Source organism: Pseudomonas sp. VMV1, from assembly GCF_056790235.1.
Genome location: NZ_JBXGSE010000002.1, coordinates 16,612 through 40,039, shown reverse-complemented (window position 1 = coordinate 40,039; position 23,428 = coordinate 16,612). Strand labels below are relative to the sequence as shown.

Here is a 23,428-nt window from a genome sequence, read left to right as displayed (position 1 = left end):
AACCCTGGCGCTAAGCTGCTGCCCAACTTAGCTGGACCCACCCATTCCTAAGCGGAGACCGCCATGAGCCGTACCGAAACCGATAGCATCGGCCCCATCGAAGTGGCCGACGATGTCTACTGGGGCGCCCAGACCCAAAGGTCGCTGGAGAACTTCGCCATCGGCAACCAGCAGATGCCGCTGGCGGTGGTGCATGCCCTGGCGACGGTGAAAAAGGCCGCCGCCCGGGTCAATCTGCGCCTCGGCGAATTGCCGGAAGATGTCGCCACCCTCATCGAAAAGGCGAGCAGCGAGATCCTCGATGGCTTCCATGACGACCAGTTTCCCCTGGTGGTCTGGCAGACCGGCAGCGGCACCCAGAGCAACATGAACGTCAACGAGGTCATCGCCGGCCGCAGCAACGAACTGGCCGGCAATGGCATGGGCGGCAAGCAGCCGGTCCATCCCAACGACCACGTCAACCGCGGCCAGAGCTCCAACGACTGCTTCCCCACCGCCATGCACATCGCCACTGCCCTGGCGGTCCAGAACGACCTGCTACCGGCCATCGCCGAGCTGTCCGGCGGCCTGGCGCTGCAGTCGGCACGCTACCAGAACCTGGTCAAGACCGGTCGCACCCACATGATGGATGCCACCCCGGTGACCTTCGGCCAGGAACTGTCGGCCTTCGTCGCCCAGCTGGACCTGGCCGAGCGCGCCATCCGCAACGCCCTGCCGGCGGTCATGGAGCTGGCCCAGGGCGGTACCGCGGTCGGCACCGGCCTGAATGCGCCCAAGGGCTTCGACGAAGCCATCGCCAAGGAAATCGCCGAACTCACCGGCCTGCCCTTCGTCACCGCACCGAACAAGTTCGCCGCCCTCGCCGGCCATGAGCCGCTGGTAGCCCTGCACGGCGGCCTCAAGACCCTGGCCGTGGCGCTGATGAAGATCGCCAACGACCTGCGTCTGCTGGGCTCCGGTCCGCGCGCGGGCTTCGCCGAGGTCAGGTTGCCGGCCAACGAACCGGGCAGTTCCATCATGCCGGGCAAGGTCAACCCGACCCAGTGCGAGGCGCTGTCGATGCTGGCCTGCCAGGTGATCGGCAACGACGTCACCGTCGGTTTCGCCGCCAGCCAGGGTCATCTGCAGCTCAATGTCTACAAGCCGGTGATCGCCCATAATGTCCTGGAATCCATCCGCCTGCTGGCCGATGGCAGCCGCAATTTCAACACCCATTGCGTTACCGGCATGGAGCCGGATGAGCACAAGATGGCCGAGCACCTGGAGCAGGGGTTGATGCTGGTGACGGCGCTCAATCCGCACATTGGCTACGACAAGGCCGCCGAGATCGCCAAGAAGGCCTATGCCGAGAACAAGACCCTGCGCGCTGCCGCGCTGGAGCTTGGCTACCTGACCGACGAGCAGTTCGATCAGTGGGTACGCCCGGAGACCATGCTGGAAGCCGGTGGCCGTGGCTGAGGCTCGCGGCGCCACGCCGCTGGAAGGGGATGGCCGGCGCCTGCTGGTCATCCAGGGCAATCCCAAGAGCACCAGCTTCTGCCAGTCGCTGGCCGACGCCTATGTCCAGGGCGCCCAGGCCAGCGGCCAGGTGGTGCGTCAGCTCAAGCTGGCCGACGCGCAGTTCGACCCGGTGCTGCGCGAGGGCTATGACCTCTCCCAGACCCTGGAGCCGGATCTGCTGGAAGCTCAGCGGCAGATCCATTGGGCCGAGCACCTGGTGTTCATCTACCCGGTGTGGTGGAACGGCCTGCCAGCGGTACTGGCGGGCTTTCTCGAACGGGTGCTGCAGCCGGGCTTCGCCTTCGCCCAGCGCGACCAGACCTGGGGCGGCGAACCCCTGCTGACCGGGCGCAGCGCCGAACTGCTGGTCACCTCCGATACCCCGCCCTCCCCCTGGCAGCGCCTGCGCAACCAGGCGCCCCATCGCCAGGTCATCCAGGAAGGCCTCGAAGCCTGTGGCATCCAGGTGCTGCAGGTGCACGAGTATTCGCCGGTGCGGGCGGCCGACGAGGAGCAGCGGCTGCGCTGGCTGCAGGAAGTGGAACGGCTGGGGCGGAACGAGTAGTCCACCCAACGGCCTTGGTAGGTTGGGTTGAGCGCCAGCGAAGCCCAACGGAGCGGAGGCCTTGATACCGGCAGTGTTGGGCTTCGACGGTAGAGCCGTCTCAGCTCAACCTACGGTTTTTCGCGGCCATGGCGGTTCACCGATACGGCCCCTCCTACGCGGTGCTACCGGTAGGAGCGGCCCATGGCCGCGATCACACCCCGCCCCTGAATCCATCGGCATAACCAAAGCGCCTTTTATTCTTTCTCCTCCAGAACATCCGCCGTCACTATCGGCTCTCCCCTTTTGTCCGCGGAGATCCGCCATGACCCGCTATCTCATCCTGCCCGGCTGGCAGGGCTCCGGTCCCGACCATTGGCAGACCCACTGGCAGCGACTGCTGCCTGACGCCCGCCGCGTCGAGCAGGACGACTGGCAGCGTCCCGACCCACAGCGCTGGGTAGCGGCGCTCGACCGGGCCATTGGGCAAGCCAGCACCCCGGTAGTGGTGATAGCCCATAGCCTGGGCTGCGTGACCGTCGCGCGTTGGGCCGCCAGCGCCCCGGTGGCCCGACGGCAGCGGGTACTCGCCGCCTTGCTGGTCGCTCCGGCCGATGTGGAGCGACCCGGCTGCCCGGTGGAACTGGTGGGGTTCGCGCCGCTGCCGCGCCAACCGCTGCCCTTCCCGACACGGATGGTGACCTCGGACAACGACCACGCCATCAGCCTCGCCCGGGCCGAAGCCCTGGCACGCGACTGGGGCAGCGACCTGGACATCCTGCCAGGCGCGGGCCATATCAATACCCGCTCCGGGCATCGGCAGTGGGAAGAAGGTCTGCTGCACCTGGCCAAGTTGGGGGCCGCCCAGGGCCTCCGGGTCGCCTGAGCGGCGCTCGGAGGTCAGAAACGTCCCATGACCTGGGTCTGGCCGGCCTTGAGCCAGCCGATGCTCTGCAGCGCCGGGGCGATCTCGCTGCCGGGCTGCGCCGTACCCTGCACCTGCCCCCGCCAGTTGGCCAGGCTCAGGCGGATCTCCAGATGATGCTGGGTCCCGCGTTCGAAGACGCCCTGCAGCCAGGGCGCCGTCTGGCAATCCACCTGTAACCGGGCCTCACCCAGGGCCAGGCGGCGGGGCACCAGGACCTGCAAGGCATCGCCTTGCCAGCTGCCACTGGCGGCCTGGCACCGGCGCCAGCTGCCTGCCAGCCGTACCTCGCCCGTCAACCGGCCGGCCAGCAGGGCGCTGTCCGGGGCCTGCAGCCAGCGCAGATCGCCGCCGGCGAGATCGGCCTGCCACTGCCAGGGCCAGCCACTCAGGTTCATTCCCCAGGGCGCGCCCTCGGGCTCGCCTACCGTGACCTGCAGCTTGCCTGGCCAGCGCAGGTGCCACTGCCAGGGCCCGGCACCACCACCCGGCCAGGCGAGGCGCTGCATGCCGCCGCCGAGCAGGGAGCCCTGCAAGCCGACCGGCGTGACCTGGGGCGGCAGCAGGCGCGGCAGCCAGTCCGCGGCCGGCCAGTAGAGCAGGCAGCCCAGGACGAAGATCAGGCAGGCGAACAGGGTGAACGCCAGGCGCACGAGCCAGCGAGTCATGGCGCACGCTCCACCAGTACCGCCAGGACTTCCAGTTCGAAGGCCACGCTCGTCGGCTGGCTGCGAATTCTCAGGGTCCGGGGTAGCCAACCCCGCGCCCGCGCCCAGGCCTGCAACCGTTCCACGGCGCCCACGTCGAGCGCCTCGCCACGCACCTGCCAGACCGGTTCGGCCAGGGTCAGGGCGCTGAAGGTCACGCCGTCGACCGCCCCGCGCCAGTCCGCCTCCTGCAGCGGCTGGGCGACGAGCAGCGCCCGGGCCTCTTCGGCGAGGCGCACCCAATCGGTGGTGGCTGGGCGGCTACCCGGGGTGGCGCGCAACAGCAGGATGGCGGCCAGCACCAGGATGACCAGCCCGCCAAGGGCCAGCCGCTGGCGCTCGGCGGGCAGGCGCTGCCAGTGCTGAAGGATGGTGCTCATGGTCGCTTCTCCACGGGGCTAGCCAGGCGCAGGGTCAGGCGCCCGGCCTGACGCTGCCACTGCAGGGTATCGAATTCCTGGCCGAGCCGGGTGCGCAGGGCCTTGTCCAGGCTGGCGGGGCCGTCCAGCACCACGCGGATGCCTTGCTCGTCCAGCGCCCATTCCACCAGCCGCCAGCCGGGCTGGGCGCCGAGCGCAGCGCCCAGCGGACCGCTGAGGCGCTGCCAGAGGCGCCACTGCCCTTCCAGCTGCCGCTGGGCCCGGCTGGCCAGCTGGAGTTCGCGCTCGGCGCGACCGCCATCGAGACGGTCACTGGCCAGGCCCAGGCGCTGGGCGACAACGTCCCGGTCGAGCCGCGCCAGGCGCCCGTGCTGGACCTGTTGCACGCCCAGATGCAGCAGCGCCAGCCCGGCCGCCGCAGCCATGCCCAGCAGCAGGGGTCGGGGCAGCCCCAGGGACGGCCGGCGACGGCGCTGGCCCTGCCGCGGCCAGAGGTCCTGGGACGTCGAGCCAGCGACCGCATCGGGCCAGAGCCGCTCAGCGGACGCCGCGGGTCCCGCGTCGATCAGGGCCGCCAGGGCCGGCGGCAGATCGCCTTCGAGCGCGGCTGGCCAGGTCAGCCAGACCTCGCGGTCATCGGTGCGAGTCTTGAATCTCAGGCTGTCGCCCAGACGCAGGCCGATCCCACCCCCGGCCGATGGCTCAGGCAGGAACTGGAAGTCGACCCAGCAGGCGGCCACTGACCAGCCAACGGCGGCGCAGTGTTCGCGCCAGGCGTCCAGCAGCGCCTGGTCCAGGGCCAGCAGGCGCAGCCGTCCGGGCGCGCGACCCAGGCAGACCAGGTGCTGGCCGCTGGCATCCTCCAGCAACTGATCCTCCAGCAGGAGCCCCCACTCGTGCGGGCGCAGTCCCTTGGGCGCGGCCACATCGAACAGGCTGCAGTCTTCGCCGTGCAGCAGCAGGGTGACCGGCTGGGCCGCCGCCGGCAGCACGGCCATGGCCTGGAGCTGGTCATCCTGCAGATGCGCGGCCATTACCGGATTGTCCGGGCCGGGCGGGCCGGGATGACGCGTGCGCAGCAGCAGGCGATTGCCGGTACGAGCCGGGCTGAAGTCGCGGCGGATCAGGGGCAGGAGGCGTCCGAGCGTCGAGGAGGCGTGCATGGCGTCAACCGGTCTGAGGCAGGGCAAAGGTGCAGACATAGCCGTCGCCCTGGAGGGTAAAGGTCAGCCGCACCCCATTGGCGGGTTCGGCCAGCGGCGGATAGGCGAGCCAGCGCCCGCCGCCATGGAATTCCAAATTCAGGCGCTCGACGCCTGGCTGATCGAGGACCTGCTGCCAGGCGGGAGCATCCACCGCGTCCAGCTCGGCGCTACGGCTCAGCCGCAAGCGGTCGGTGCTGGCGTTCCACTCCAGACGCTGGCGGCGCAAGCGCCCGGCCCCCTGGTCCGCGCCCAGCGGCAAGGCATCCAGGGCGACCCAGTCCAGCCGGTTCTCGGCGGGGTGCCAGTCCAGCACGGCGTTGTGCAGCGGCCGGCGCTGTTCCTGCAGCGGTCGCCAGACCAGTCCGGCAAGGCGCCGATCCAGCAGGCCGCAGACGTCCAGCACCCGCGCATTGGTCGACTCCCGGGCGGCCAGCCGGCCACGGGCATCGAGCCAGAGGTTGACCAGGCTACCGAGCAGCACGGCGAGCAGCGCCGTGAGCGCCATGGCCAGGAGCACCTCGATCAGGGTCATGCCCTGCTGGCGGCTCATGGACGCGCTCCGGCATAGAGCGGCCAGTCACCCAGCGCGCGACTAAAGGCGGCGTCGGCATAGAGCGAGAGCCGTTGCGCGCCCAGGGCTCCGCCGGCGGCTTCAAGACGCCAGTAGCAGCGGTCGCCGCCCTGGCTCAATTCGCCCTGCCCCGCGGCCAGGCCCTCCACCTGCCAGCGGGCATTGAGTTCGCGAGCGCAGAGCTGGGCCAGTTCGCGGGATTGGGCGACGCCGGCGATGTCCAGCCGCTGACCGATCACCTGGCTGACGCCCACGGCCATGAAGGCGACGATGGCCAGGGCCACCAGCACCTCAAGCAGAGTGAAGCCGGTCTGCCTCATGGCTGTTCCACCGAGGCGCGACCGTGCGCGTCCACCACCAGCAGCCACTGCCTTTCCTCTTCGGCGAAGGCGAGGCGCTGAGCACGGGTATCGCCGTTCGGCCACCAGATCAGGCGCGGCTGAGCGCTGGCCGGTTCGGCCAGGTGCAGTCCCGCCGGCCAGTGCCCGTCAGGCAGATCGGCGCTGGCCAGGGGCTGCCAGCGTGGGCCACGGGCGTCACCCACCAGCTGCAGATAGCGAAAGCCGGTGGCGTCGACCTGCCAGCCGAGGATGCGGCCGCTGTGGCGGGCGGTGTCCCGTGCCAGCTGGAAGTCGCTCGCCAGGCTTTCCAGCCGCCACTGTCCGGCCGGACTGCCACCGCCGAGGCGCGCCACGCCTACGGCGGTCAGCAGGCCGACGATCAGCAGCACGACCATCAGCTCCAGCAGGGTGAAACCGCCCTGGCGCCCCGGCATGGGAATTCAGAGCGTCCAGTTGCCGATGTCGGCATCGCTGCCCTCGCCGCCTTCGCGGCCGTCGGCGCCGAGGGTATAGAGGTCCACCCGGCCGTGTTCGCCCGGAATGCGATAGCGGTAGGCGGCGCCCCAAGGGTCCTCCGGCAGGCGGCGGATATAGCCGTCGGCGCGATAGTTGCGCGGCTCGGGGGCCTGGGTCGGCTTGCTCACCAGGGCGGCGAGGCCCTGCTCGGCGGTGGGATAGCGCAGGTTATCCAGGCGGTACATGTCCAGCGCCTGCTCCAGGCTGGCGAGATCGGCGCGGGCCTTCTGCTGCATGGCCTTGTCCTGGTTGTCCAGTACATTGGGCGCGACGATGGCCACCAGCAGGCCGATGATGAAGATCACCACCATGATCTCGATGAGGGTGAAACCGGCCTGGCGGGCGGCTACGGCATGGGAACGCATCGCGAAAGTCTCCTTGGGGCGCATCAGAGGTTGAGCGCCTGGTTGAGCTGCATGATGGGTAGCAGGATGGCGAGCACGATGGCCAGTACCACCCCGCCGAGTACGAGGATCAGTACCGGCTCGAACAGCGCCAGGGCCAGGTCCACCTGTTGGTTGAAATCCCGCTCCTGGGCATCGGCGACCCGCTCGAGCATGGCGTCGAGGGTGCCGCTGGCCTCGCCGCTGGCAACCATGTTCACCAGCAAGGGGGGAAAGACGCCGCTGCGGTCCAGGGCCCGGCCGAGGCCGGTACCGGAGGTGACCTGTTCGATGGCCGCCTCCAGGGCATCGCGCAGCACCTGATTGCCCAGGGTGGCGCGGCTGACCTGCAGGCCTTCGAGCACCGGGATGCCGCTGCCGACCAGGATCGCCAGGCTGCGGGTCAGGCGGGCGCTGTCGAGGGTGCGCAGCAACTCGCCCAGGCGCGGCAGGCGCAGCAGCTGCCGGTGCCAGCGTCGCCGCCACTCGACCTGGCGCAACAGGCGCTGCAGACCTAAGCCGGCCAGCAATAGCAGGCCCAGCAACCAGGGCCCGAAGACCAGCAGGCCGTCACTGACGGCCACCAGGGCGCGGGTGATCCAGGGCAGTTGCAGGCCGCTGTGGATGAACTGCTCGGTGAGCTTGGGCACCACGAAGGTCATCAGCCCCGCCACCACGGCGACCGACACCAGGGCCAACGCCAGCGGATAGATGAGCGCGGTGCGCGCCTTGTGGCGCTGGCGCTGCACCCGTTCGAGATAGTCGGCCAGGCGTTCCAGCACCTGGCCCAGGCGTCCGGCCCGTTCGCCAGCGGCCACCAGGGTCAGGTACAGCGGGTCGAAGGTGCCCGGATGACGCCCCAGGCTGTCGGCCAGGGTATAGCCCTCGCGGACCTGGCCCAGCAGATCCAGCAGCAGCGCCTTGAGCGCCGCCTGGCGACTCTGGCGCTCCAGCATCCGCAGGGCGTCGGCCAGGGGAATGGCGGCGCCCACCAGGGTCGCCAGCTGGCGGGTGAAGTCGGTGCGGCTGTTGGCATCCAGCCGTCCGGCGCGGCTGCGCGCGCCCCGCGCCGGACCCGCCGCCTGCAAGGTGCGGGGAAAGAGGCCGCGCTCGCGCAATAGCTGGCGGGCATGGCGCTCGCTCTCGGCCTGGATGACATCGCGCTGGCGACGCCCCTCGCCGTCCAGCGCCAGGTAGCGGTAGGCCGGCATCAGCGCAACGCTCCGCCGCTGGTACTACTGGTGCACCGCACGCAGCACCTCCGCGAGGCTGGTCTCGCCCGCCGTCAGGCGCTCCAGGGCACTCTCGGCCAGGCTGGCGCGGCGGCCCTCCAGCAGCCGGGCCATCTCGCCCTCCCCGGCGCCGCGATAGATGAGTTCGGCCAGTTCGGCGTCTAGGGCGACGAATTCGTAGAGACCCAGGCGACCGCGATAGCCACTGCCATTGCAGCTTGGGCACCCCTCGGGCTCGCGCAGCCGTTCGAGCCCGGCCAGCCCTGGCAGCAGCGTCTGTTCGGCCGCCCGCAGTGGACGCCAGGCCGCGCAGCTGCACAACCGTCGTACCAGCCGTTGGGCCAGCACGCCCTTGAGGCTCGACGCCAGCAGGAAGGGCTCCACGCCCATGTCGCGCAGGCGGGTGATAGCGCCCAGGGCGCTGTTGGTGTGCAGGGTGGAGAGCACCAGATGGCCGGTGAGACTGGCCTGCACGGCGATGCCGGCGGTCTCCACGTCGCGGATCTCGCCGATCATGATGACGTCCGGATCCTGGCGCAGGATGGCCCTCAGGCCGCTGGCGAAGGTCAGGCCGGCACGGGGGTTGACCGGCGTCTGGCCGATGCCGGGCAAGGCGTATTCCACCGGGTCTTCCACGGTGAGGATGCTGCGGCTGCCTTCGTTGAGCAGCCCCAGGCTGGCATAGAGGGTGGTGGTCTTGCCCGACCCGGTGGGGCCGGTGACCAGCAGGATGCCATTGGGCTGGGCCAGGGCACCGCGCAGGCCGGCATCGATGGCTGGTGGCAGGCCGAGGCGCGAGAGCTCCAGCAGGCTGGCCTGCTTGTCGAGGATGCGCATGACCACCCGCTCGCCATGGACGCCGGGCAGGGTCGAGACGCGGATGTCGACGTCGCGACCGCTGGCTCTGAGGGTGATGCGGCCATCCTGGGGCTGGCGCTTCTCGGCGATGTCCAGCCGCGCCATGACCTTGATCCGCGACACCAGCATGGCCGACAGCGCCCGCGGCGGGCGCAGCAGCTCGCGCAGCACCCCATCCACTCGCACCCGTACCACCAGCGCCTGCTCGAAGGTCTCCACGTGCAGGTCGGAGGCGTCGAGGCGCAGCGCCTCGGCGAACAGGGCGTTGATTAGCCGGATCACCGGCGCCTCGCCAGCGCTGTCGAGCAGGTCCTCGACCCGTGGCAATTCCTCCATCAGCCCAGCCAGGTCGACGGTCTCGCCGAGGCCCTCCACCAGCGCCTCGGTGCTGGCCTGCCCGGCTTCATAGAGCGGGCCCAGGCGCTGCTCGAAGACCTCGCGCGGGAGCCATTCGCAGCCTTGCGGGGGACCGTGGCGACGCTGCACCTCCTGCAGCAACGCCAGGTCCGCATCCAGGCGGCACAGCAGCCGATAGCCGTCGGGCACGGCGGCCAGGGCGATGCCGGCCTGGCGGGCCAGGCGATAGGGCAGCGTCGGCGTCATCAGAGGCCGTCCAGGCGCGCCCGCGCCGAGGGATAGAGACTCTGCAGGGTGGGCGCGCCGCGCGTACCCGGCGGCGTGGCCGGCAAGGCCGCGGCTGGGGCGGCGGCGCGCATGCCGCGGTACTTGTCCTCGCTGATCTGCTGCACCAGCGCCGGATCGCGCAAGATGCGCGGGCGGATGAACACCACCAGATTCTGCTTGGTGCTGGAGCGGGTACGCGACTTGAAGAGATTGCCCAGCACCGGCACGTCGCCCAGCAGCGGCACGCGCTGGTCGCTGTCGTTGCCCTCGTTGCTGATCAGGCCGCCGAGGACGATGAGGCCATTGTCCTCCACCATCACCGTGGTCTTGATCTCGCGCTTGTTGGTGACCACGTCGCTGGCGCGCACGTTGTCGGCCAGCGACGAGACCTCCTGGACGATCTCCATGCGCACCGTGTCGCCCTCGTTGATCTGCGGCTTGAGCCGCAGCTTCACCCCCACTTCGCGACGCTCGATGGTCTGGTAGGGATTGGCGTTGTTGCTGGTGACCGAGCCGGTGACGAAGGGCACCTCCTGGCCAACCATGATGGAGGCCTCGGCGTTGTCCAGGGTCAGCAAGGTCGGTGTCGACAGCAGGTTGAAGCCGCTCTCGCTGCGCATGGCCTGCAACAGGGTGACGAAGTTCAGCCCGCTGCCACCGATGCGACCGACCCCGGCGGAGATGCCCTGCATGCCCGAGAGCAGACTGCCCAGGGCACTGGTGTCCTGGTTGGCCGCGGCGGCGGCGATACCGTTGATGGGCGTGCCGTTGGTGAAGTTGACGCCGCCTGCCGGCAGGTTGCCGTTGCGATCGAGGAACAGCCACTGGACGCCGAGCTGGTTGGCCTTGGTGTCGGTGATCTCGGCGATGATCGCCTCCACTACCACCTGGGCACGGCGGATGTCCAACTGGCTGATGATGCGCTTGTAGGCGGCCAGCTCTCGCGGCGGGCCGATCAGCACGATGGAGTTGGTACCCATGTCCGCTTCCAGGCGAATGCCAGGCGCGCCGGGCGCCAACGTCCCACCACCGCCCTTGGCAGGAGGAGCCTCCCCCTCCCCACCACCTTCAACAGGGGTGGTATTAACCATGGGCGCTGCTGCCACGGGAATCTCCATCCGCGCGTCCTGGGTGACCTCGCCGCTGAGCCCGCGCAGCACCTTGACCACCTCGCCGGCCTTGGCATGGTGCAGATAGACCACCTCGGTATCGCTGGCCGCGTCGCGGGAGACGTCCAGCTCGGCGACCAGACGGCGTACCTGGCGGCGGACGGCTTCGTCGCCGCGCACCATGAGGGCATTGCTGCGGGCGTCGGCCAGCACCTGGACCCCGCCGCCGGCCTGGCCGCGGCTGGCCAGCAGGCGCTCCACCAGGGGCGCGGTGTCGCGCGCCTGGGCATGGCGCAGAACGATCATTTCCACCGGTTCGTCGCGACCGCGATCCAGCCGCGCCAGCAGCTGGCCAATGCGGCTGAGGTTGCTGCGCCAGTCGGTCACTACCAGCAGGTTGCTGGCGGGATAGGGCGTGGCCACCCCGACCCGGGCGTCCATCAGCGGGCGGACGATGCCCAGCAACTGGTCGAGATTGCCACCGCGCACGGCGAATACCCGGGTGGCCACGGTATCCCCGGCGCCGGGCTTGGCCGGAGCACCATCGTCCACCTCCACCGGCAGCGGCTCGGTCCGGGCCGCCTGGTCGGGCAGGATCTTCACGCTGCCGTCTTCCAGCTCCACCGCGGCATAGCCATTCGCGCGCAGCTGGGCCAGGGCCAGGGCATAGACGTCGTCGGCGGCCAGGGGCTGGGCGCTGCGCACCGTCAGGGTGCCACGCACTCGCGGGTCGATGACGAAGTTGGTGCCGGTGATGCGTCCCACGCTCTCGATGAACAGATCGATCTCGGTGTTCTCGAAATTGACCTCGAAGCGTTGTTCGGCCTGGGCACCGAGCAGCCAGAAGGCGAGGAGCAGGCCGCAATAGCTGCGTTTCTTCACAGGGACAGTCTCACGGGTAGGGCCAGGGCGTGGCCCTGACGTTCCAGTTCCAGGGTCAGGGCGCCGGTGGCGCGCCAGTGCGGCAGGCGTTGCAGCAGCGCCCGGGTATCGGCCACGGGGACGGCATCCACCCGGCGCAGCACGTCCCCGGGCTCAAGTCCGAGGCCGCTGAAGAAGGCCGGCTCGGCCCCGGGTTGCAGGCGGTAGCCGGTCAGTTCGCCATGCTCGCGGACCGGGGTGGCGCGAATGCGGCGCAGCAGGCTGGCGAGATCGCCCTCCTCCGCCACCGGCGTGGGCGGCGCCTTGACGGCTGTCGGCTTGGCCGTACCGCTGGCCGCGAGGCCCACCAGCTCACGCGGCGGCGGCCAGGGCAACCGCTCTTCGCGGCCGGCGCGGCTGAAGACCAGGCCCTGGGCGTCGATGGCGGTCAGCACCAGGCCGGGCACCAGGCTGTCGCCCAGGACCAGGGACCGCTGGCGATCGCCATGGCGCAGGACCACCACCGAGCCGTCGATGGGCACCGCCTTGATCGCCCCGACCCACTGGATCGGCAGGGTGCTGGGCGCCGCCTGGCTAGCGGTGCGCCAATGGCCGGCGAGCAGATCGGTGGCGGGAGACGCCTCGACCTGGACACTGGGTACGGGCGTCGGCAGCCACAGCAGGCGCAGATCGCAGACCACCCGCGCCGCCAGCCAGGCGGCGATGCCCAGCCACAGCAGGGTCAGCAGCCGCAACGCCAGGGGATGGATGAGCAGGCGCGCCATCAGGCCAGAGACTCCAGACGGCGGCGCAAGGCGGCCAGCGGATGCCAGCCCGGATGGCCTTCGACGAACTCCAGGCGTGGCACCGGCAACGGCGCCAGGCCCCAGTCGGCGGGCCGGGCGCGCAGATAGGCTTCCAGACGTTGCCAGAGCGCCTCGCCGGTGCCGAGGTCAGGCCCCAGGGCAAAGGTGCGACAGGTGAAGGCGGCGCCCAGGGGCACCTGCAGGGGCGGGATACGCTGGCCACGGGGGGCGCCATAGCGACAGCTCCACGGAGCACCTACCAACCGCGGCAGGTCCTGGCTGTTGTCCAGTAGCAGAGGCTCGCCGAAGCGGTTGTCGGCAGCCTCTTCCAGGAGCGTGCGCAGGCCATCGGCCGTGGTAGGCAACTCCAGCACCGTGGCGTCATGGCCACCACAGAGGGCGATCAGGTGTTCACGGGTGATCCAGTCGCCCCGCTGCAGCGGCAGGTCGTATCTCAGGCCAGGCAGCAGCACCGGCTGAGCCTCGCTGCCCCCCAGGGCCGCAGCGATCAGGGCGTCCCAGCTGCCGCCGAGCAGATCACGGCGCCAGAGATCCACCGGCGCGCGCGCCAGGCGCTGGTCGAGCCAGCCCGCGTGGGGCGCCCGGGCCACCGCCAGCTGCCGTTGGTAGTTTTCCAGCAGGGTGCGGTCGAGCACGCGTTCGGCCTGCACCGGATGAAAGACGGCGTCCAGGCGCCAGCCATCGCGACCGCCCCGGCAGCGGATCTCGAAGATACCGACGCCTCGGGTGCCCGGCAGGCAAACCGGCAGCGGACGACCACTGCCGCGCATCACCGGAATCAGCTCCGGCCAGAGATCCTGGCCGCGGGCGCACAGCAGAAGGTCCGCCTCCTCCAGGCGCTCGGCCAGCCACAGCCCCGGGCCAGTGCCGACATCGGCCAGCACCACCAGCAGATCGGCCTGACCGCGTGCCTCGGCCAGCACCGGGCGCAGCCGGGCATACCAGTCGGCCAGCGGCGCCTGCTGGTCGCTGGCATAGGGATCGGTCACCCCGACCAGGGCGATGCGCACGCCGTCGCGCTCGGTCAGGGTGAAAGGAGCGACGCCCAGGGCGCTGCGCTGTTCCTCGGTGAGGGTGGCGCCCAGTACCGGACGACCGTAGCGGCGATAGAGGGCGGCGCTGCGCTTGGGCCAGAGCAGACGCTCGTCACTGCTGACCCGGGCCTCGCTGCCCAGCAACTGGCTGCCATCGACTCCAGCCTCGCCGCGGGTCAATTGCGTCAGGCCGCTGCCGTTCCAGCACTGGCCGTTCTCCAGGGTCAGGCTGCGGGTCGCGCCCTGGCGAGCACGCAGGTGGGCCAACTGGGCGGCCAGGGCGGCATAGCCACCGTAGCGCTGGCCGTCGCCACGACTGGCATCGAGCAGGGGCGCGAGCCCAGGCGCAAGACGCGCCGCATCGGCACCGGTGCGCCAGGGCGCGGCGCCGATGCGGCCAGCCGGTCCCAGGCGGACCCGGGGCACCACCGGCCAGCCGGGCTCGCGAGCATCCAGGGTATCGGCGACATAGAGCAGTTGCAGATCGGCATCCACCGGGCGGCTGGAAAAGCCTTGGGCACAGCCGCCCAGCAGCGGCGCCGTGGCGCCCGCCGCGAGCCAACCCAAGACCTGGCGTCGTGCCCAGTTGCCCATCCGATGTCTGCCTTGCGCGCTAGAGAGGGCGGCATCCTAGGCGGCGAAAAGCTACAAATTCATGACAAAACAGAAGGTTACAAACTGTTACAGCTCGGCTGGGGGTAAATATCCTCTTGTAACCTTTCAGTCACCAGACCATCACAGAGGCTTCCTAAAGTCGCCGGCTCCCGTGATCAACCAAGGAAGCTTTGCGCATGAGCACTTTCACGAGCGACGACCGTAACCGCAACGAAAGCGGCAACGAACCGCTGGACGCCGTCGTCGACCGTTACCTGTCGCGCCGCAGTGTCATGAAAGGCGGCCTGGGCGCCGCCATCGCGATGATCGCTGGCGGTAGCCTGACTGCCTGCTTCGACGGCGGTGGCGGCTCCCATGACGATCCGGCGCCCAGCCAGCCCAGCCCGACGCCGCAGCTCAAGCTTGGTTTCGAATCCATTCGCGGTGCCCATCTCGACGCCATCGTCCTGGCCGCCGGTTACAGCGCTCGCATCCTGGCGCCCTGGGGTACCCCACTGAACAACCTGGCCAATGCCTGGCGCAGCGATGGCAGCAATACCTCCACCGACCAGGCCAATGCGGCCGGCATGCACCACGACGGCATGCACTTCTTCCCGCTGAACAACTCCAGCAGCGACGGCCTGCTGGCCATCAACTACGAATACATCGACCAGAAGGTGCTGCACCCCAACGGCCCGACCACCACCAACGGCAAGCGCCCCGCCGAGGAAGTGCGCAAGGAGATCAACGCCCATGGCGCGGCGGTGATCCATATCCGCAAGGTCGACGGCAACTGGCAGGTCGTCACCAACGATGCGCTCAACCGTCGCTTCACCAGCGCCACGCCCATGGAGATCGCCGGTCCGCTGCGCGGCAACGCCAACCTGGTCACGCCCTTCTCGCCCGATGGCACCCGTACCCGCGGCACCAACAACAACTGCGGCAACGGCTTCACCCCTTGGGGCACCTACCTCACCTGCGAGGAAAACTGGCCGGGCATCTTCGTCAACAAAGGCACCCTGCCGGTGGATCAGAAGCGCATCGGCATCACCAGCAAGAGCAACTACGGCTGGGAGACGGCAGCGGGTGACGCCAGCGAGGTGGACAACGAATTCCGCCGCTTCGACCTGACCCCCACCGGCGCTAGCGCGACTCAGGACTTCCGCAACGAAGCCAGCGGCTACGGCTACATCGTCGAGATCGACCCCTACGACAGCGCGGCGCCAGCCACCAAGCGCACGGCCATGGGTCGCTTCCGCCACGAAGGCTCGGCCTACGGCATTCCAGTGGCCGGTCAGCCGCTGGCGTTCTACATGGGCGACGACTCGCGCAACGAATACATCTACAAGTTCGTCTCCGCCGCCGCCTGGGATCCTGCCGATGCCAACTCGGCCAACCGCCTGGCCATCGGCGCCAAGTACCTGGACAACGGCACCCTCTACGTGGCCCGTTTCGACGACGGCGGCAACGGCAAGTGGCTACCGCTGACGGTCAATGCACCGACCAAGGATGGCCGTACCCTGGGCGCCCTCTACGGCGACCTGGCCGGCATCATCCTCAACACCCGTGGCGCCGCCGACGCCGTGGGCGCGACCCCGATGGACCGCCCCGAGTGGACCACCGTCAATCCGTTCACCGGCGAGGTCTACGTCACCCTCACCAACAACTCCGCACGTACCGCCGCCAATGCCGCCAACCCGCGGGTACCCAACGTCAACGGCCACATCGTGCGCTGGAAGGACAACAGCAACCAGACCGACTTCACCTGGGACATCTTCGTCTTTGGTGCGGACGCTGGCGCTGCACCCGACATCAACCGCTCAGGCCTGACCGAACTCAACCAGTTCGCCAGCCCCGACGGCCTGGCCTTCGACAGCCGCGGCATCCTCTGGATCGAGACCGACAACAGCGACAACGCCGTGGCCGAGTACACCAACGACCAGTTGCTGGCGGTCATCCCGGCCCAGGTGGTGGATGGCAGCGGCAAGCAGGTCGCCATCTCGGCCACCAACCAGACCGCCCTGCGCCGCTTCCTGGTCGGCCCCAACGGCTGCGAGATCACCGGCATCACCTGGACGCCGGACCTCACGACCATGTTCATCAACGTCCAGCATCCGGACAACTGGCCCTACAGCGAAGTCGCCACCGAGGGCACCCCGGCTGGCACCAAGGTGCGCCCCCGCGCCTCCACTGTGGTGATCCAGAAGCTCGACGGCGGCCCCATCGGCGTCTGATCGAGTCGGCGATAGCCAGGCTCCCCGGTCGGTAACGATCGCGGGAGCTTTTTGCTTTCCCGCGGATGCGAAATCCGTCGCGTAGATTGGCAAACAGCACCCGCCTCTTCTGGCTGCGCGCGGGAAAGGCTGTACCGTTTTCCGCCCTACACCAGACGCTCGTCCGTAGCGTGGAAAACCGCGCAGCGTTTTCCACCAAGCCCTGGGAATCGCAGCCATGGCGGTCCGCCGCTGCGGCCGCGCCTACAAGCACAGCCATAACGGCTCATCGCGATCCAGCCACAGAAGCTAGAGATGATCGCCTGCTCCAACAGCCCTTCTCCCCCTGGAAGAGGGTTGTGGTGAGGGCATGCCCCGCGCAACGGAGTCACCCGCGGAAAAGGCTGCGCCGTTTTCCGCCCTACGCCGGACTCTCGTCCGTAGCGGGGAAAAGCGCGCAGCGTCTTCCACTTCTGCCCGAATCGGTCATCCGCCAATCACGGCGATGCCAGTCCGCCAACACGGCGCTCCTGCGGGCGAGGTTATAACCGCTGATCGTGATCCGGCTGGAGCTGATGGAGACAATCACCTGCTCCGACAGTCCCCTCTCCCCTTGGGAGAGGGTTGGGGTGAGGGCATGCCCCGTGCAACGGAGTCACCTGTGGAAAAGCCTGCGCTGGTTTCTCGGTCGTAGCGTGCAACACCGTGCGGCCTTTGCCACCGGTGCCCGAATCGATCGTCAGGTGATCACGGCCACGGGCCGCTCCTACAGGAGGTTTCAGCGCCAGACCGCCGCCCTGATAGCCGCCACCCTCAACCTACTGCAACGCCTCCGACCCACCCGGCCCAGGCACCCAAAGTGTGGTGTCCCGGGTCGCCAGCCAGCGCACCCGTTGTGCCGGTACCGCCGCGTGCCAGCGACTCACGCCCTGGGCCGCCAGCTGCCGTACCTGGCGAAAGACCTGACCATCGCGTCGCACCTCCACCCCGAGCAGAAAATCCCCACTGTTGAGCATCAGACGCTGGGTCAACAAGGTGAAGGTCTCCTCCCCTACTCCGGGCAGGGCCTCACGCAAGGCTTCGACGTTGGCGTACCCCTGCGCAGGCCGCGCGGTGATCAGCAGCTGCAGCGTCTCCCGCGGCACCTCGCCGAGAAACAGCGCCTCCAGCAGCGGTAGTTGACCCATCCCCAGGGCATTGGCATTGAGTCGCCAGCCACCGGTGTCGGGCAGCGCACAGAGTTCGCGCAGCTGCAGATGCCGGCCGGGCCGCGCCGGCACGATCAGATCCAGCTCGCCAATCTCGGCCAGCGGCAGATTGGGCACCAGTACCGGCGGTACCAGGCGCAGGGCCTCCGGCGTTTCCAGACCGAATTCGTGGGCCTCGCCATCGGCATCGACCCAATCAGCGAGTCGCTCGGCAAAGGCCTGGGCCGTCAGCCCCGGCTCGCCCAATGCCCCAGGACGTTGCTCCAGCAACCATTTCAGCTGCCGCAACGCCAGATCGCGCTCCGGGCCGGCCAGGGCGTTGACGTTGAAGCAGCCATACAGATCGCGTAACTGGGCGCGGACCTGGGCACCCTCCACTTCATAGGCCAGCACCTCGCCTCTCAGGCTCTGCCAGAACTCCGGTCGCTGCCGCGCGCCGGCCTGCACCAGCCCCTGCGTGACCACCTGCTCCGCGCCGGCCGCCAGGGCCCGTGCCAGGGTCTCGTGCTCCAGCAACCGCGCCCGCTGCAGTTCAGCACGCCCTTCGGCCAGCAGCACCGGCAACAAGGCCGCCACCAGCGCCAGCGCCCAGAGCGCCATCAGCAGCGCCACGCCCCTTTGTCGCCGCACCCCTGTTCCTCCAGGCAAAAGCGGCATTGGAACCGACGCAGGTTGCAGATTCGTGGCAATGCGTGGATCAGCCTCCCCGTCGGGCTTCGCTGCGCTCAACCCAACCCACAACTGCTGCCGTCATGTGGAGGCGCGTATGGTTACCCAAAGCAACAGGACGCCAATCAGAAGCGCAAACATCAGGAGTATCGCCAGGCATCCCACACCCTCTGGTAAATCCGATAGCCAAGCGTTCTTCTCTGGAAAGCGACCGCGGGTCAGTTTACGGAGCAGCCATGAGCCGAGGCTGGCGCATAGATAACTCCAGAGAAAGCTCAGTATCCATTCCATAGGTCACACCTGAAGCCGATCCTTCGGTTCCTTTTTCGGCCAGAAGATATCCAGCCCTCACACCTATCCTCGCTCATACCCTTGGCTCTTGGCGAAGGCAAAAGATGTACAACGAAAAAAACCCGCCACCATGGCGGGTTTCGTCACGGCCAGACCGCCCCTACAACTTGGCGATGGACACCTCGGTGGATTTGACAAAGGCGATCACCTCGCTGCCCACCACCAGCTCCAGCTCCTTGACCGAGCGGGTGGTGATGACCGAGGTAACGATGCCGGCGGCGGTCTGGACGTCGATCTCGGAGAGCACCGAGCCTTCGATGATTTCCTTGATGGTGCCCTTGAACTGGTTGCGAACGTTGATGGCCTTGATGGTCATGGCAGAACTCCTTGGATGAGCGATCAGTAGGCCCAGCGCAGTTGCGTGGGCAGGGGTTGCACGATTTCCGGTAGATCAGGGTTGAGCGGTTGCTGCAGCACCCGGGCCAGCACCTCGGCCTCCAGGCGCGCCAGCTGGGCATCGCCGGCGGCCCGGGGGCGCGCCAGGTTGACGTCGAGGTCCAGGCCGACATGGCCATCCTCGATGAGCACCACACGGTCCGCCAGGGCCACCGCCTCGCCCACGTCATGGGTGACCAGCAGCACGGTGAACCCGTGGCGCTGCCAGAGGCCTTCGATGAGTTGCTGCATCTCGATGCGGGTCAGGGCATCCAGGGCGCCCAGCGGCTCGTCCAGCAGCAGCAGGCGCGGCTGGTGGATCAGGGCGCGGGCCAGGGCCACGCGCTGCTTCTGGCCTCCGGACAGCGCCGAGGGCCACTCCTGGGCGCGGTCGGCCAGGCCGACCGCCTTCAGGGCTTCCAGGGCGCGGGGTTTCCAATCGCCCTTGAGACCCAGGCCGACGTTGTCGATGATGCGTTTCCAGGGCAGCAGGCGCGCGTCCTGGAACATCAGCCGGGTGTCCTCGCGGTGCTCCGCCAGGGGTTCGTCCTGCCCCAGCAGGGTGCCGCTGCTGGCGCGGTCGAGACCGGCCACCAGGCGCAGCAGGGTGCTCTTGCCGCAACCACTGCGCCCCACCACGGCGACGAACTGGCCAGCCGGGATGTCCAGGTCGATCCCATGGAGCACGGTGCGCTCGCCAAAGGTCTTCACCACCTGTTGCAGCTTCAGGGCGATGCCGCGGGAGAGCGGCGGAACGGCTTGCAGACTGGTCATGCGTGGGCTCCCTTCTGATAGGCCGGGTGCCAGCGCAACCAGGCGCGCTCCAGGCCGCGGGCGGCGAGATCAGCCAGCTTGCCGAGGATGGCGTAGAGCAGGATGGCCAGCACCACGATGTCGGTTTGCAGGAATTCCCGGGCGTTCATCGCCAGGTAGCCGATGCCGGAGCTGGCGGAAATGGTCTCGGCGACGATCAGCGTCAGCCACATCAGGCCGAGGGCGAAGCGCACCCCTACCAGGATGGCCGGCAGGGCACCTGGCAATACCACGTGCCAGAACAGCCGCGCGCCGGACAAGCCGTAGCTGCGGGCCATCTCCACCAGCGCCGGATCGACGTTGCGGATGCCGTGGTAGGTATTGAGGTAGATGGGAAAGAACACCCCCAGGGCCACTAGGAACAGCTTGGCCGACTCGTCGATGCCGAACCAGAGGATCACCAGCGGGATCAGTGCCAGGTGCGGCACGTTGCGCACCATCTGCAGGGTGCTGTCGAGGAGGCGCTCGCCCCACTTCGACAGCCCGGTGAGGAAACCCAGCGCCAGGCCGATGCCTCCGCCGATGGCGAAGCCAATGCCGGCGCGCCAACCGCTGATGGCCAGGTGTTGCCAGAGCTCACCGCTCTTGACCAGGCTCCAGCCGGCTTCCAGCACCGCCGCCGGTGACGGCAGGATGCGGCTCGACAGCAGGCCGCTGCTGACCGACAGCTGCCAGGCAACGAGCAGGGCCACGGGTACCAGCCAGGGTGCCAGCCGCTGCAAGAGGCGTTCGGTGGTGCTGCTCATGCCGGCCTCCCTCAGCTCTGCGCCGCTTTCTGCGGCAGGATGTCGTTGGCCACCATCTCGCCGAAGGGGCTCACGTAGTTGGCGCCTTCCACTCGGGTCGGGCGCTTGACCGGCAGGTGCGGGAACAGCAGTTCGGCCACCCGGTAGGATTCCTCCAGGTGCGGGTAGCCGGAGAAGATGAAGGTGTCGATGCCCAGGGCGGCGTATTCCTTGACCCGCGCGGCCACGGTGGGACCGTCACCGACCAGCGCCGTCCCGGCACCACCACGCACCAGGCCGACACCGGCCCAGAGATTGGGCGCGATCTCCAGCTTGTCGCGACGCCCCCCATGCAGCGCCGCCATGCGCTGCTGGCCGACCGAGTCGAAGCGGGCGAAAGCGGCCTGGGCCTTCTCGATGGTGGCGTCATCGAGATTGGCGATCAGCCGATCGGCCGCCCGCCAGGCTTCCTCATTGGTCTCGCGGACGATCACGTGCAGGCGGATGCCGAAGCGCACCGTGCGCCCTTGGGCGGCGGCCTTGGCCTTGACCGCCTCGATCTTCTCGCGCACCGCGTCCAGCGGCTCGCCCCAGGTCAGGTACAGCTCCACCTGCTCGGCGGCCAGATCCTGGGCAGCGTCGGAGGAGCCGCCGAAATACAGCGGTGGGCGCGGTTGCTGCAGCGGCGGATAGAGCAGCTTGGCGCCCTTCACCTGGATGTGCTTGCCCTCGTAGTCCACCGTCTCGCCTTCCAGCACGCGGCGCCAGATGCGGGTGAATTCCACCGAGGCCTCATAACGCTCGCTGTGGGACAGGTGCAGACCGTCACCGGCCAGCTCGTCCGGGTCGCCACCAGTGACCAAATTGAACAGCGCCCGACCGCCGGACAGGCGATCCAGGGTGGCTGCCTGCCGCGCCGCTACCGTGGGCGAGATGATCCCGGGCCGCAGGGCCACCAGGAACTTGAGTTTCTGGGTGACCGGAATCAGCGAGGCGGCCACCAGCCAGGAATCCTCGCAACTGCGTCCGGTAGGGATCAGCACCCCGCCGAAGCCCAGGCGGTCGGCAGCCTGGGCGACCTGGGTCAGGTAGCCGTGGTCGACGGCGCGGGCACCTTCGGCGGTACCCAGGTAATGGCCATCGCCGTGGGTCGGCAGGAACCAGAAGATGTCGAGACTCATGGGGCGTTCTCCAGGAAGCGGGATCAGGGTTGGGCAGTGGCGGTCTGCAGATTGGCGGGTGGCGTCCACACCACGTCGCGGATCGTCAGCGGCTTGGGAATCAACTTGAGGGCGGTGAAGGCATCGGCGATCCTCTGCTGCTGCGCGGCCACCTCGGGGCTGATGAACTGGGCGCCATAGCCCTGTCGCTTGACCACTCGTTCGGCGGTGTCCAGCGGCAGGTTCAGCAGCGGTGCCACCTGGGCGGCGACCTCATCCGGGTGGGCCTTGGCCCATTCGCCCACCGAACGCACCTCGTCGACGATGGCGCCGACCTGCTCGGGATGGGCCTTGGCGAAGCTGCGGGTGGCCAGATAGAACTGGTGGTTGTCGGCCAGCCCGGTGGCATCGGTCAGGGTGCGTGCCTGCAACTGGGTCTCGGCGGCGGCCTGGTAGGGATCCCAGATCACCCAGGCGTCCACCGCTCCGCGTTCGAAGGCGGCGCGGGCATCGGCCGGCGGCAGGTACACCGGCTGGATGTCGCGGTAGGGAATGCCGGCCTTGGCCAGTGCCTGTACCAGCAGGTAGTGGACGTTGGAGCCCTTGTTCAGGGCGATCTTCTTGCCCTTGAGATCGGCCAGCGAGCGGATCGGCGAATCCTTGGGCACCAGGATGGCTTCGCTGGTGGGCGCCGGTGGCTCATGGGCCACATAGACCAGATCGGCACCGGCTGCCTGGGCGAACACCGGTGGCGTCTCGCCGGTCACGCCGAAGTCGATGCTGCCGACGTTGAGGCCTTCCAGCAGCTGGGGGCCGCCGGGGAATTCGGTCCATTGCACCTTGACGCCGTCCCTGGCCAGCCGCTGCTCCAGGGTGCCACGGGCCTTGAGAGTGATGAGGGTGCCGTACTTCTGGTAACCGATACGGACCGTCTCTTGCGCCTGCGCCAGGCCGGTGGCCAGGGTCAGCAGGGAAACGGCGAGCAGCGAACGCTTGAAGGAGAACTGCATGGTTGAGGCTCCGGGTCAGATGCCCCAGCGTGCCTGGCCGATGCGATCGGCCAGGAGCTCGGGGGTCAGGGGCCGGGGACGCCGCGCCAGGGCCGCGTGGAATTGTTCGAGAGATTCGTAGAGACGCTGCTCCAGCGCCGGGATCAGGGCGACACCGGTCTCGGTGTAGCTGACCTGGCTGTCGTCGGCGAAGACGCCGTTGAGGATTTCCTGGGCCTTGAGCGCCGAGAGCACCGGCTTCAGCGCATAGTCGATGGCCAGGAGATGACCGCTGGAGCCGGCGGTGGCGAGGGGCAGCACCACCTTGTGGCTCAGGGCGCGCTCGGGCAGCAGGTCCAGCAGGGTCTTGAGGGCGCCGGCCAGGGAGGCCTTGTAGACAGGAGTGGCGATCACCAGGCCATCGGCGGCCTGCAGCTGGGCGATCAGCTCCACCACCGGTGGGCTGTCGAAGCGGGCACCGATGAGGTCGGCAGCGGGAAAGTCCTGGATACGCCAGCGCGACAACTCCACGCCGCGTGCTTGTAGCCAGTTCGCCGCCAGATCCAGCACGCCGGTGGAGCGCGACCGCGCTCCCGGACTGCCCGCCAAAGTCACCACCTGCATCGCCGCCTCCAGGATAAAAAGGAGCGGTGTCGCGCCGCTCGAAAAGGATTGAGCGGACCTTAGCAAGGGCTTCTTATTCCCTAAAAATAT

23 protein-coding genes are annotated in these 23,428 nt (G+C 68.7%); 4 read left to right on the top strand and 19 right to left on the bottom strand.

The window, feature by feature from the left end; all coding sequences use genetic code 11:
* Window positions 1-63: 63 nt before the first annotated feature.
* From ACUCV0_RS05690 to ACUCV0_RS05680, 3 genes are all read left to right on the top strand, one after another.
* Entirely contained in the window at window positions 64-1,458 is a 1,395-nt protein-coding gene (locus ACUCV0_RS05690; protein WP_059315890.1) for a class II fumarate hydratase, read from the top strand.
* Window positions 1,445-2,065: an NAD(P)H-dependent oxidoreductase gene (locus tag ACUCV0_RS05685; RefSeq protein ID WP_059315891.1), complete on the top strand. Its 621-nt coding sequence runs from the start codon at window positions 1,445-1,447 to the stop codon at window positions 2,063-2,065. The genes ACUCV0_RS05690 and ACUCV0_RS05685 overlap by 14 nt, the downstream gene beginning before the upstream one ends.
* 304 nt (window positions 2,066-2,369) lie before the next feature.
* On the top strand, window positions 2,370-2,930 hold the full coding sequence (locus ACUCV0_RS05680; RefSeq protein WP_271655721.1) for an RBBP9/YdeN family alpha/beta hydrolase: 561 nt from the start codon (window positions 2,370-2,372) through the stop codon (window positions 2,928-2,930).
* Between the two features lie 14 nt (window positions 2,931-2,944).
* Here the strand turns inward: ACUCV0_RS05680 and ACUCV0_RS05675 are convergent, their stop codons facing one another.
* Genes ACUCV0_RS05675 through ACUCV0_RS05620 form a run of 12 tightly spaced genes read right to left on the bottom strand, consistent with a single transcriptional unit; the run spans window position 2,945 to window position 14,211 of the window.
* A complete protein-coding gene (locus ACUCV0_RS05675) occupies window positions 2,945-3,637 on the bottom strand; it encodes a hypothetical protein (protein WP_482212276.1) in 693 nt (230 codons plus the stop codon).
* Window positions 3,634-4,056, bottom strand: coding sequence for a hypothetical protein (locus ACUCV0_RS05670; protein ID WP_482212275.1), 423 nt, complete (start codon window positions 4,054-4,056; stop codon window positions 3,634-3,636). Before ACUCV0_RS05670 ends, ACUCV0_RS05675 begins: the two co-directional genes overlap by 4 nt.
* Window positions 4,053-5,219 carry a hypothetical protein gene (locus tag ACUCV0_RS05665; protein ID WP_482212274.1) on the bottom strand — a complete coding sequence of 389 codons (1,167 nt, stop codon included), beginning with the start codon at window positions 5,217-5,219 and terminating at the stop codon, window positions 4,053-4,055. Before ACUCV0_RS05665 ends, ACUCV0_RS05670 begins: the two co-directional genes overlap by 4 nt.
* Before the next feature lie 4 nt (window positions 5,220-5,223).
* Window positions 5,224-5,811 (bottom strand): prepilin-type N-terminal cleavage/methylation domain-containing protein, encoded by a 588-nt coding sequence (locus ACUCV0_RS05660; RefSeq protein WP_482212273.1) that lies wholly within the window; start codon window positions 5,809-5,811, stop codon window positions 5,224-5,226.
* The gene (locus tag ACUCV0_RS05655; RefSeq protein WP_271655726.1) at window positions 5,808-6,152 is read right to left on the bottom strand and encodes a type II secretion system protein; all 345 of its coding nucleotides are present in this window, start codon (window positions 6,150-6,152) and stop codon (window positions 5,808-5,810) included. The genes ACUCV0_RS05660 and ACUCV0_RS05655 overlap by 4 nt, the downstream gene beginning before the upstream one ends.
* Entirely contained in the window at window positions 6,149-6,607 is a 459-nt protein-coding gene (locus tag ACUCV0_RS05650; RefSeq protein WP_482212272.1) for a GspH/FimT family pseudopilin, read from the bottom strand. Before ACUCV0_RS05650 ends, ACUCV0_RS05655 begins: the two co-directional genes overlap by 4 nt.
* A 6-nt stretch (window positions 6,608-6,613) precedes the next feature.
* Window positions 6,614-7,054: a type II secretion system major pseudopilin GspG gene (gene gspG / locus ACUCV0_RS05645; RefSeq protein WP_271655728.1), complete on the bottom strand. Its 441-nt coding sequence runs from the start codon at window positions 7,052-7,054 to the stop codon at window positions 6,614-6,616.
* 23 nt (window positions 7,055-7,077) lie between these two features.
* Window positions 7,078-8,283 carry a type II secretion system inner membrane protein GspF gene (gspF, locus tag ACUCV0_RS05640; protein ID WP_482212271.1) on the bottom strand — a complete coding sequence of 402 codons (1,206 nt, stop codon included), beginning with the start codon at window positions 8,281-8,283 and terminating at the stop codon, window positions 7,078-7,080.
* Window positions 8,284-8,307: 24 nt separating this feature from the next.
* Window positions 8,308-9,765 carry a GspE/PulE family protein gene (locus ACUCV0_RS05635; RefSeq protein WP_482212270.1) on the bottom strand — a complete coding sequence of 486 codons (1,458 nt, stop codon included), beginning with the start codon at window positions 9,763-9,765 and terminating at the stop codon, window positions 8,308-8,310.
* The gene (gene gspD / locus ACUCV0_RS05630) at window positions 9,765-11,777 is read right to left on the bottom strand and encodes a type II secretion system secretin GspD (protein ID WP_482212269.1); all 2,013 of its coding nucleotides are present in this window, start codon (window positions 11,775-11,777) and stop codon (window positions 9,765-9,767) included. The genes ACUCV0_RS05635 and gspD overlap by 1 nt, the downstream gene beginning before the upstream one ends.
* Window positions 11,774-12,541 (bottom strand): hypothetical protein, encoded by a 768-nt coding sequence (locus ACUCV0_RS05625; protein ID WP_482212268.1) that lies wholly within the window; start codon window positions 12,539-12,541, stop codon window positions 11,774-11,776. The genes gspD and ACUCV0_RS05625 overlap by 4 nt, the downstream gene beginning before the upstream one ends.
* The gene (locus ACUCV0_RS05620) at window positions 12,541-14,211 is read right to left on the bottom strand and encodes a bifunctional UDP-sugar hydrolase/5'-nucleotidase (protein ID WP_482212267.1); all 1,671 of its coding nucleotides are present in this window, start codon (window positions 14,209-14,211) and stop codon (window positions 12,541-12,543) included. Before ACUCV0_RS05620 ends, ACUCV0_RS05625 begins: the two co-directional genes overlap by 1 nt.
* Before the next feature lie 197 nt (window positions 14,212-14,408).
* Here ACUCV0_RS05620 and ACUCV0_RS05615 point away from each other — a divergent pair, with 197 nt between their 5' ends.
* Complete coding sequence (locus ACUCV0_RS05615; RefSeq protein WP_482212266.1) at window positions 14,409-16,445, top strand: PhoX family protein; 2,037 nt, start codon at window positions 14,409-14,411, stop codon at window positions 16,443-16,445.
* A gap of 797 nt (window positions 16,446-17,242) precedes the next feature.
* Here ACUCV0_RS05615 and gspK read toward each other — a convergent pair.
* From gspK to ssuE, 7 genes are all read right to left on the bottom strand, one after another.
* A complete protein-coding gene (gspK, locus tag ACUCV0_RS05610; RefSeq protein WP_482212265.1) occupies window positions 17,243-18,262 on the bottom strand; it encodes a type II secretion system minor pseudopilin GspK in 1,020 nt (339 codons plus the stop codon).
* A 490-nt stretch (window positions 18,263-18,752) separates the two neighbouring features.
* The gene (locus ACUCV0_RS05605; protein ID WP_010795839.1) at window positions 18,753-18,968 is read right to left on the bottom strand and encodes a TOBE domain-containing protein; all 216 of its coding nucleotides are present in this window, start codon (window positions 18,966-18,968) and stop codon (window positions 18,753-18,755) included.
* A gap of 23 nt (window positions 18,969-18,991) precedes the next feature.
* On the bottom strand, window positions 18,992-19,801 hold the full coding sequence (ssuB, locus tag ACUCV0_RS05600; protein ID WP_482212264.1) for an aliphatic sulfonates ABC transporter ATP-binding protein: 810 nt from the start codon (window positions 19,799-19,801) through the stop codon (window positions 18,992-18,994).
* On the bottom strand, window positions 19,798-20,586 hold the full coding sequence (gene ssuC / locus ACUCV0_RS05595; RefSeq protein ID WP_059315908.1) for an aliphatic sulfonate ABC transporter permease SsuC: 789 nt from the start codon (window positions 20,584-20,586) through the stop codon (window positions 19,798-19,800). Before ssuC ends, ssuB begins: the two co-directional genes overlap by 4 nt.
* Window positions 20,587-20,597: 11 nt before the next feature.
* Entirely contained in the window at window positions 20,598-21,746 is a 1,149-nt protein-coding gene (gene ssuD, locus ACUCV0_RS05590) for an FMNH2-dependent alkanesulfonate monooxygenase (protein WP_313649121.1), read from the bottom strand.
* A gap of 23 nt (window positions 21,747-21,769) precedes the next feature.
* Window positions 21,770-22,735, bottom strand: a complete 966-nt coding sequence (locus tag ACUCV0_RS05585) for a sulfonate ABC transporter substrate-binding protein (RefSeq protein WP_482212263.1) — start codon at window positions 22,733-22,735, stop codon at window positions 21,770-21,772.
* Between the two features lie 15 nt (window positions 22,736-22,750).
* Window positions 22,751-23,338, bottom strand: a complete 588-nt coding sequence (gene ssuE / locus ACUCV0_RS05580; protein WP_482212262.1) for an NADPH-dependent FMN reductase — start codon at window positions 23,336-23,338, stop codon at window positions 22,751-22,753.
* Between the last annotated feature and the right edge of the window lie 90 nt (window positions 23,339-23,428).

What these genes read in the sequence shown, in the direction of transcription:
- ACUCV0_RS05620 (WP_482212267.1), bottom strand. Translation starts at nt 14,211, where the DNA reads ATGGGCAACTGGGCACGACGCCAGGTCTTGGGTTGGCTCGCGGCGGGC.
- ACUCV0_RS05615 (WP_482212266.1), top strand. Translation starts at nt 14,409, where the DNA reads ATGAGCACTTTCACGAGCGACGACCGTAACCGCAACGAAAGCGGCAAC.
- ACUCV0_RS05625 (WP_482212268.1), bottom strand. Translation starts at nt 12,541, where the DNA reads ATGGCGCGCCTGCTCATCCATCCCCTGGCGTTGCGGCTGCTGACCCTG.
- ACUCV0_RS05660 (WP_482212273.1), bottom strand. Translation starts at nt 5,811, where the DNA reads ATGAGCCGCCAGCAGGGCATGACCCTGATCGAGGTGCTCCTGGCCATG.
- ssuD (WP_313649121.1), bottom strand. Translation starts at nt 21,746, where the DNA reads ATGAGTCTCGACATCTTCTGGTTCCTGCCGACCCACGGCGATGGCCAT.
- ssuB (WP_482212264.1), bottom strand. Translation starts at nt 19,801, where the DNA reads ATGACCAGTCTGCAAGCCGTTCCGCCGCTCTCCCGCGGCATCGCCCTG.
- ACUCV0_RS05665 (WP_482212274.1), bottom strand. Translation starts at nt 5,219, where the DNA reads ATGCACGCCTCCTCGACGCTCGGACGCCTCCTGCCCCTGATCCGCCGC.
- gspF (WP_482212271.1), bottom strand. Translation starts at nt 8,283, where the DNA reads ATGCCGGCCTACCGCTACCTGGCGCTGGACGGCGAGGGGCGTCGCCAG.
- ACUCV0_RS05605 (WP_010795839.1), bottom strand. Translation starts at nt 18,968, where the DNA reads ATGACCATCAAGGCCATCAACGTTCGCAACCAGTTCAAGGGCACCATC.
- ACUCV0_RS05585 (WP_482212263.1), bottom strand. Translation starts at nt 22,735, where the DNA reads ATGCAGTTCTCCTTCAAGCGTTCGCTGCTCGCCGTTTCCCTGCTGACC.
- ACUCV0_RS05690 (WP_059315890.1), top strand. Translation starts at nt 64, where the DNA reads ATGAGCCGTACCGAAACCGATAGCATCGGCCCCATCGAAGTGGCCGAC.
- ACUCV0_RS05635 (WP_482212270.1), bottom strand. Translation starts at nt 9,765, where the DNA reads ATGACGCCGACGCTGCCCTATCGCCTGGCCCGCCAGGCCGGCATCGCC.
- ACUCV0_RS05680 (WP_271655721.1), top strand. Translation starts at nt 2,370, where the DNA reads ATGACCCGCTATCTCATCCTGCCCGGCTGGCAGGGCTCCGGTCCCGAC.
- gspG (WP_271655728.1), bottom strand. Translation starts at nt 7,054, where the DNA reads ATGCGTTCCCATGCCGTAGCCGCCCGCCAGGCCGGTTTCACCCTCATC.
- ACUCV0_RS05655 (WP_271655726.1), bottom strand. Translation starts at nt 6,152, where the DNA reads ATGAGGCAGACCGGCTTCACTCTGCTTGAGGTGCTGGTGGCCCTGGCC.
- ssuC (WP_059315908.1), bottom strand. Translation starts at nt 20,586, where the DNA reads ATGAGCAGCACCACCGAACGCCTCTTGCAGCGGCTGGCACCCTGGCTG.
- ssuE (WP_482212262.1), bottom strand. Translation starts at nt 23,338, where the DNA reads ATGCAGGTGGTGACTTTGGCGGGCAGTCCGGGAGCGCGGTCGCGCTCC.
- ACUCV0_RS05670 (WP_482212275.1), bottom strand. Translation starts at nt 4,056, where the DNA reads ATGAGCACCATCCTTCAGCACTGGCAGCGCCTGCCCGCCGAGCGCCAG.
- ACUCV0_RS05650 (WP_482212272.1), bottom strand. Translation starts at nt 6,607, where the DNA reads ATGCCGGGGCGCCAGGGCGGTTTCACCCTGCTGGAGCTGATGGTCGTG.
- ACUCV0_RS05675 (WP_482212276.1), bottom strand. Translation starts at nt 3,637, where the DNA reads ATGACTCGCTGGCTCGTGCGCCTGGCGTTCACCCTGTTCGCCTGCCTG.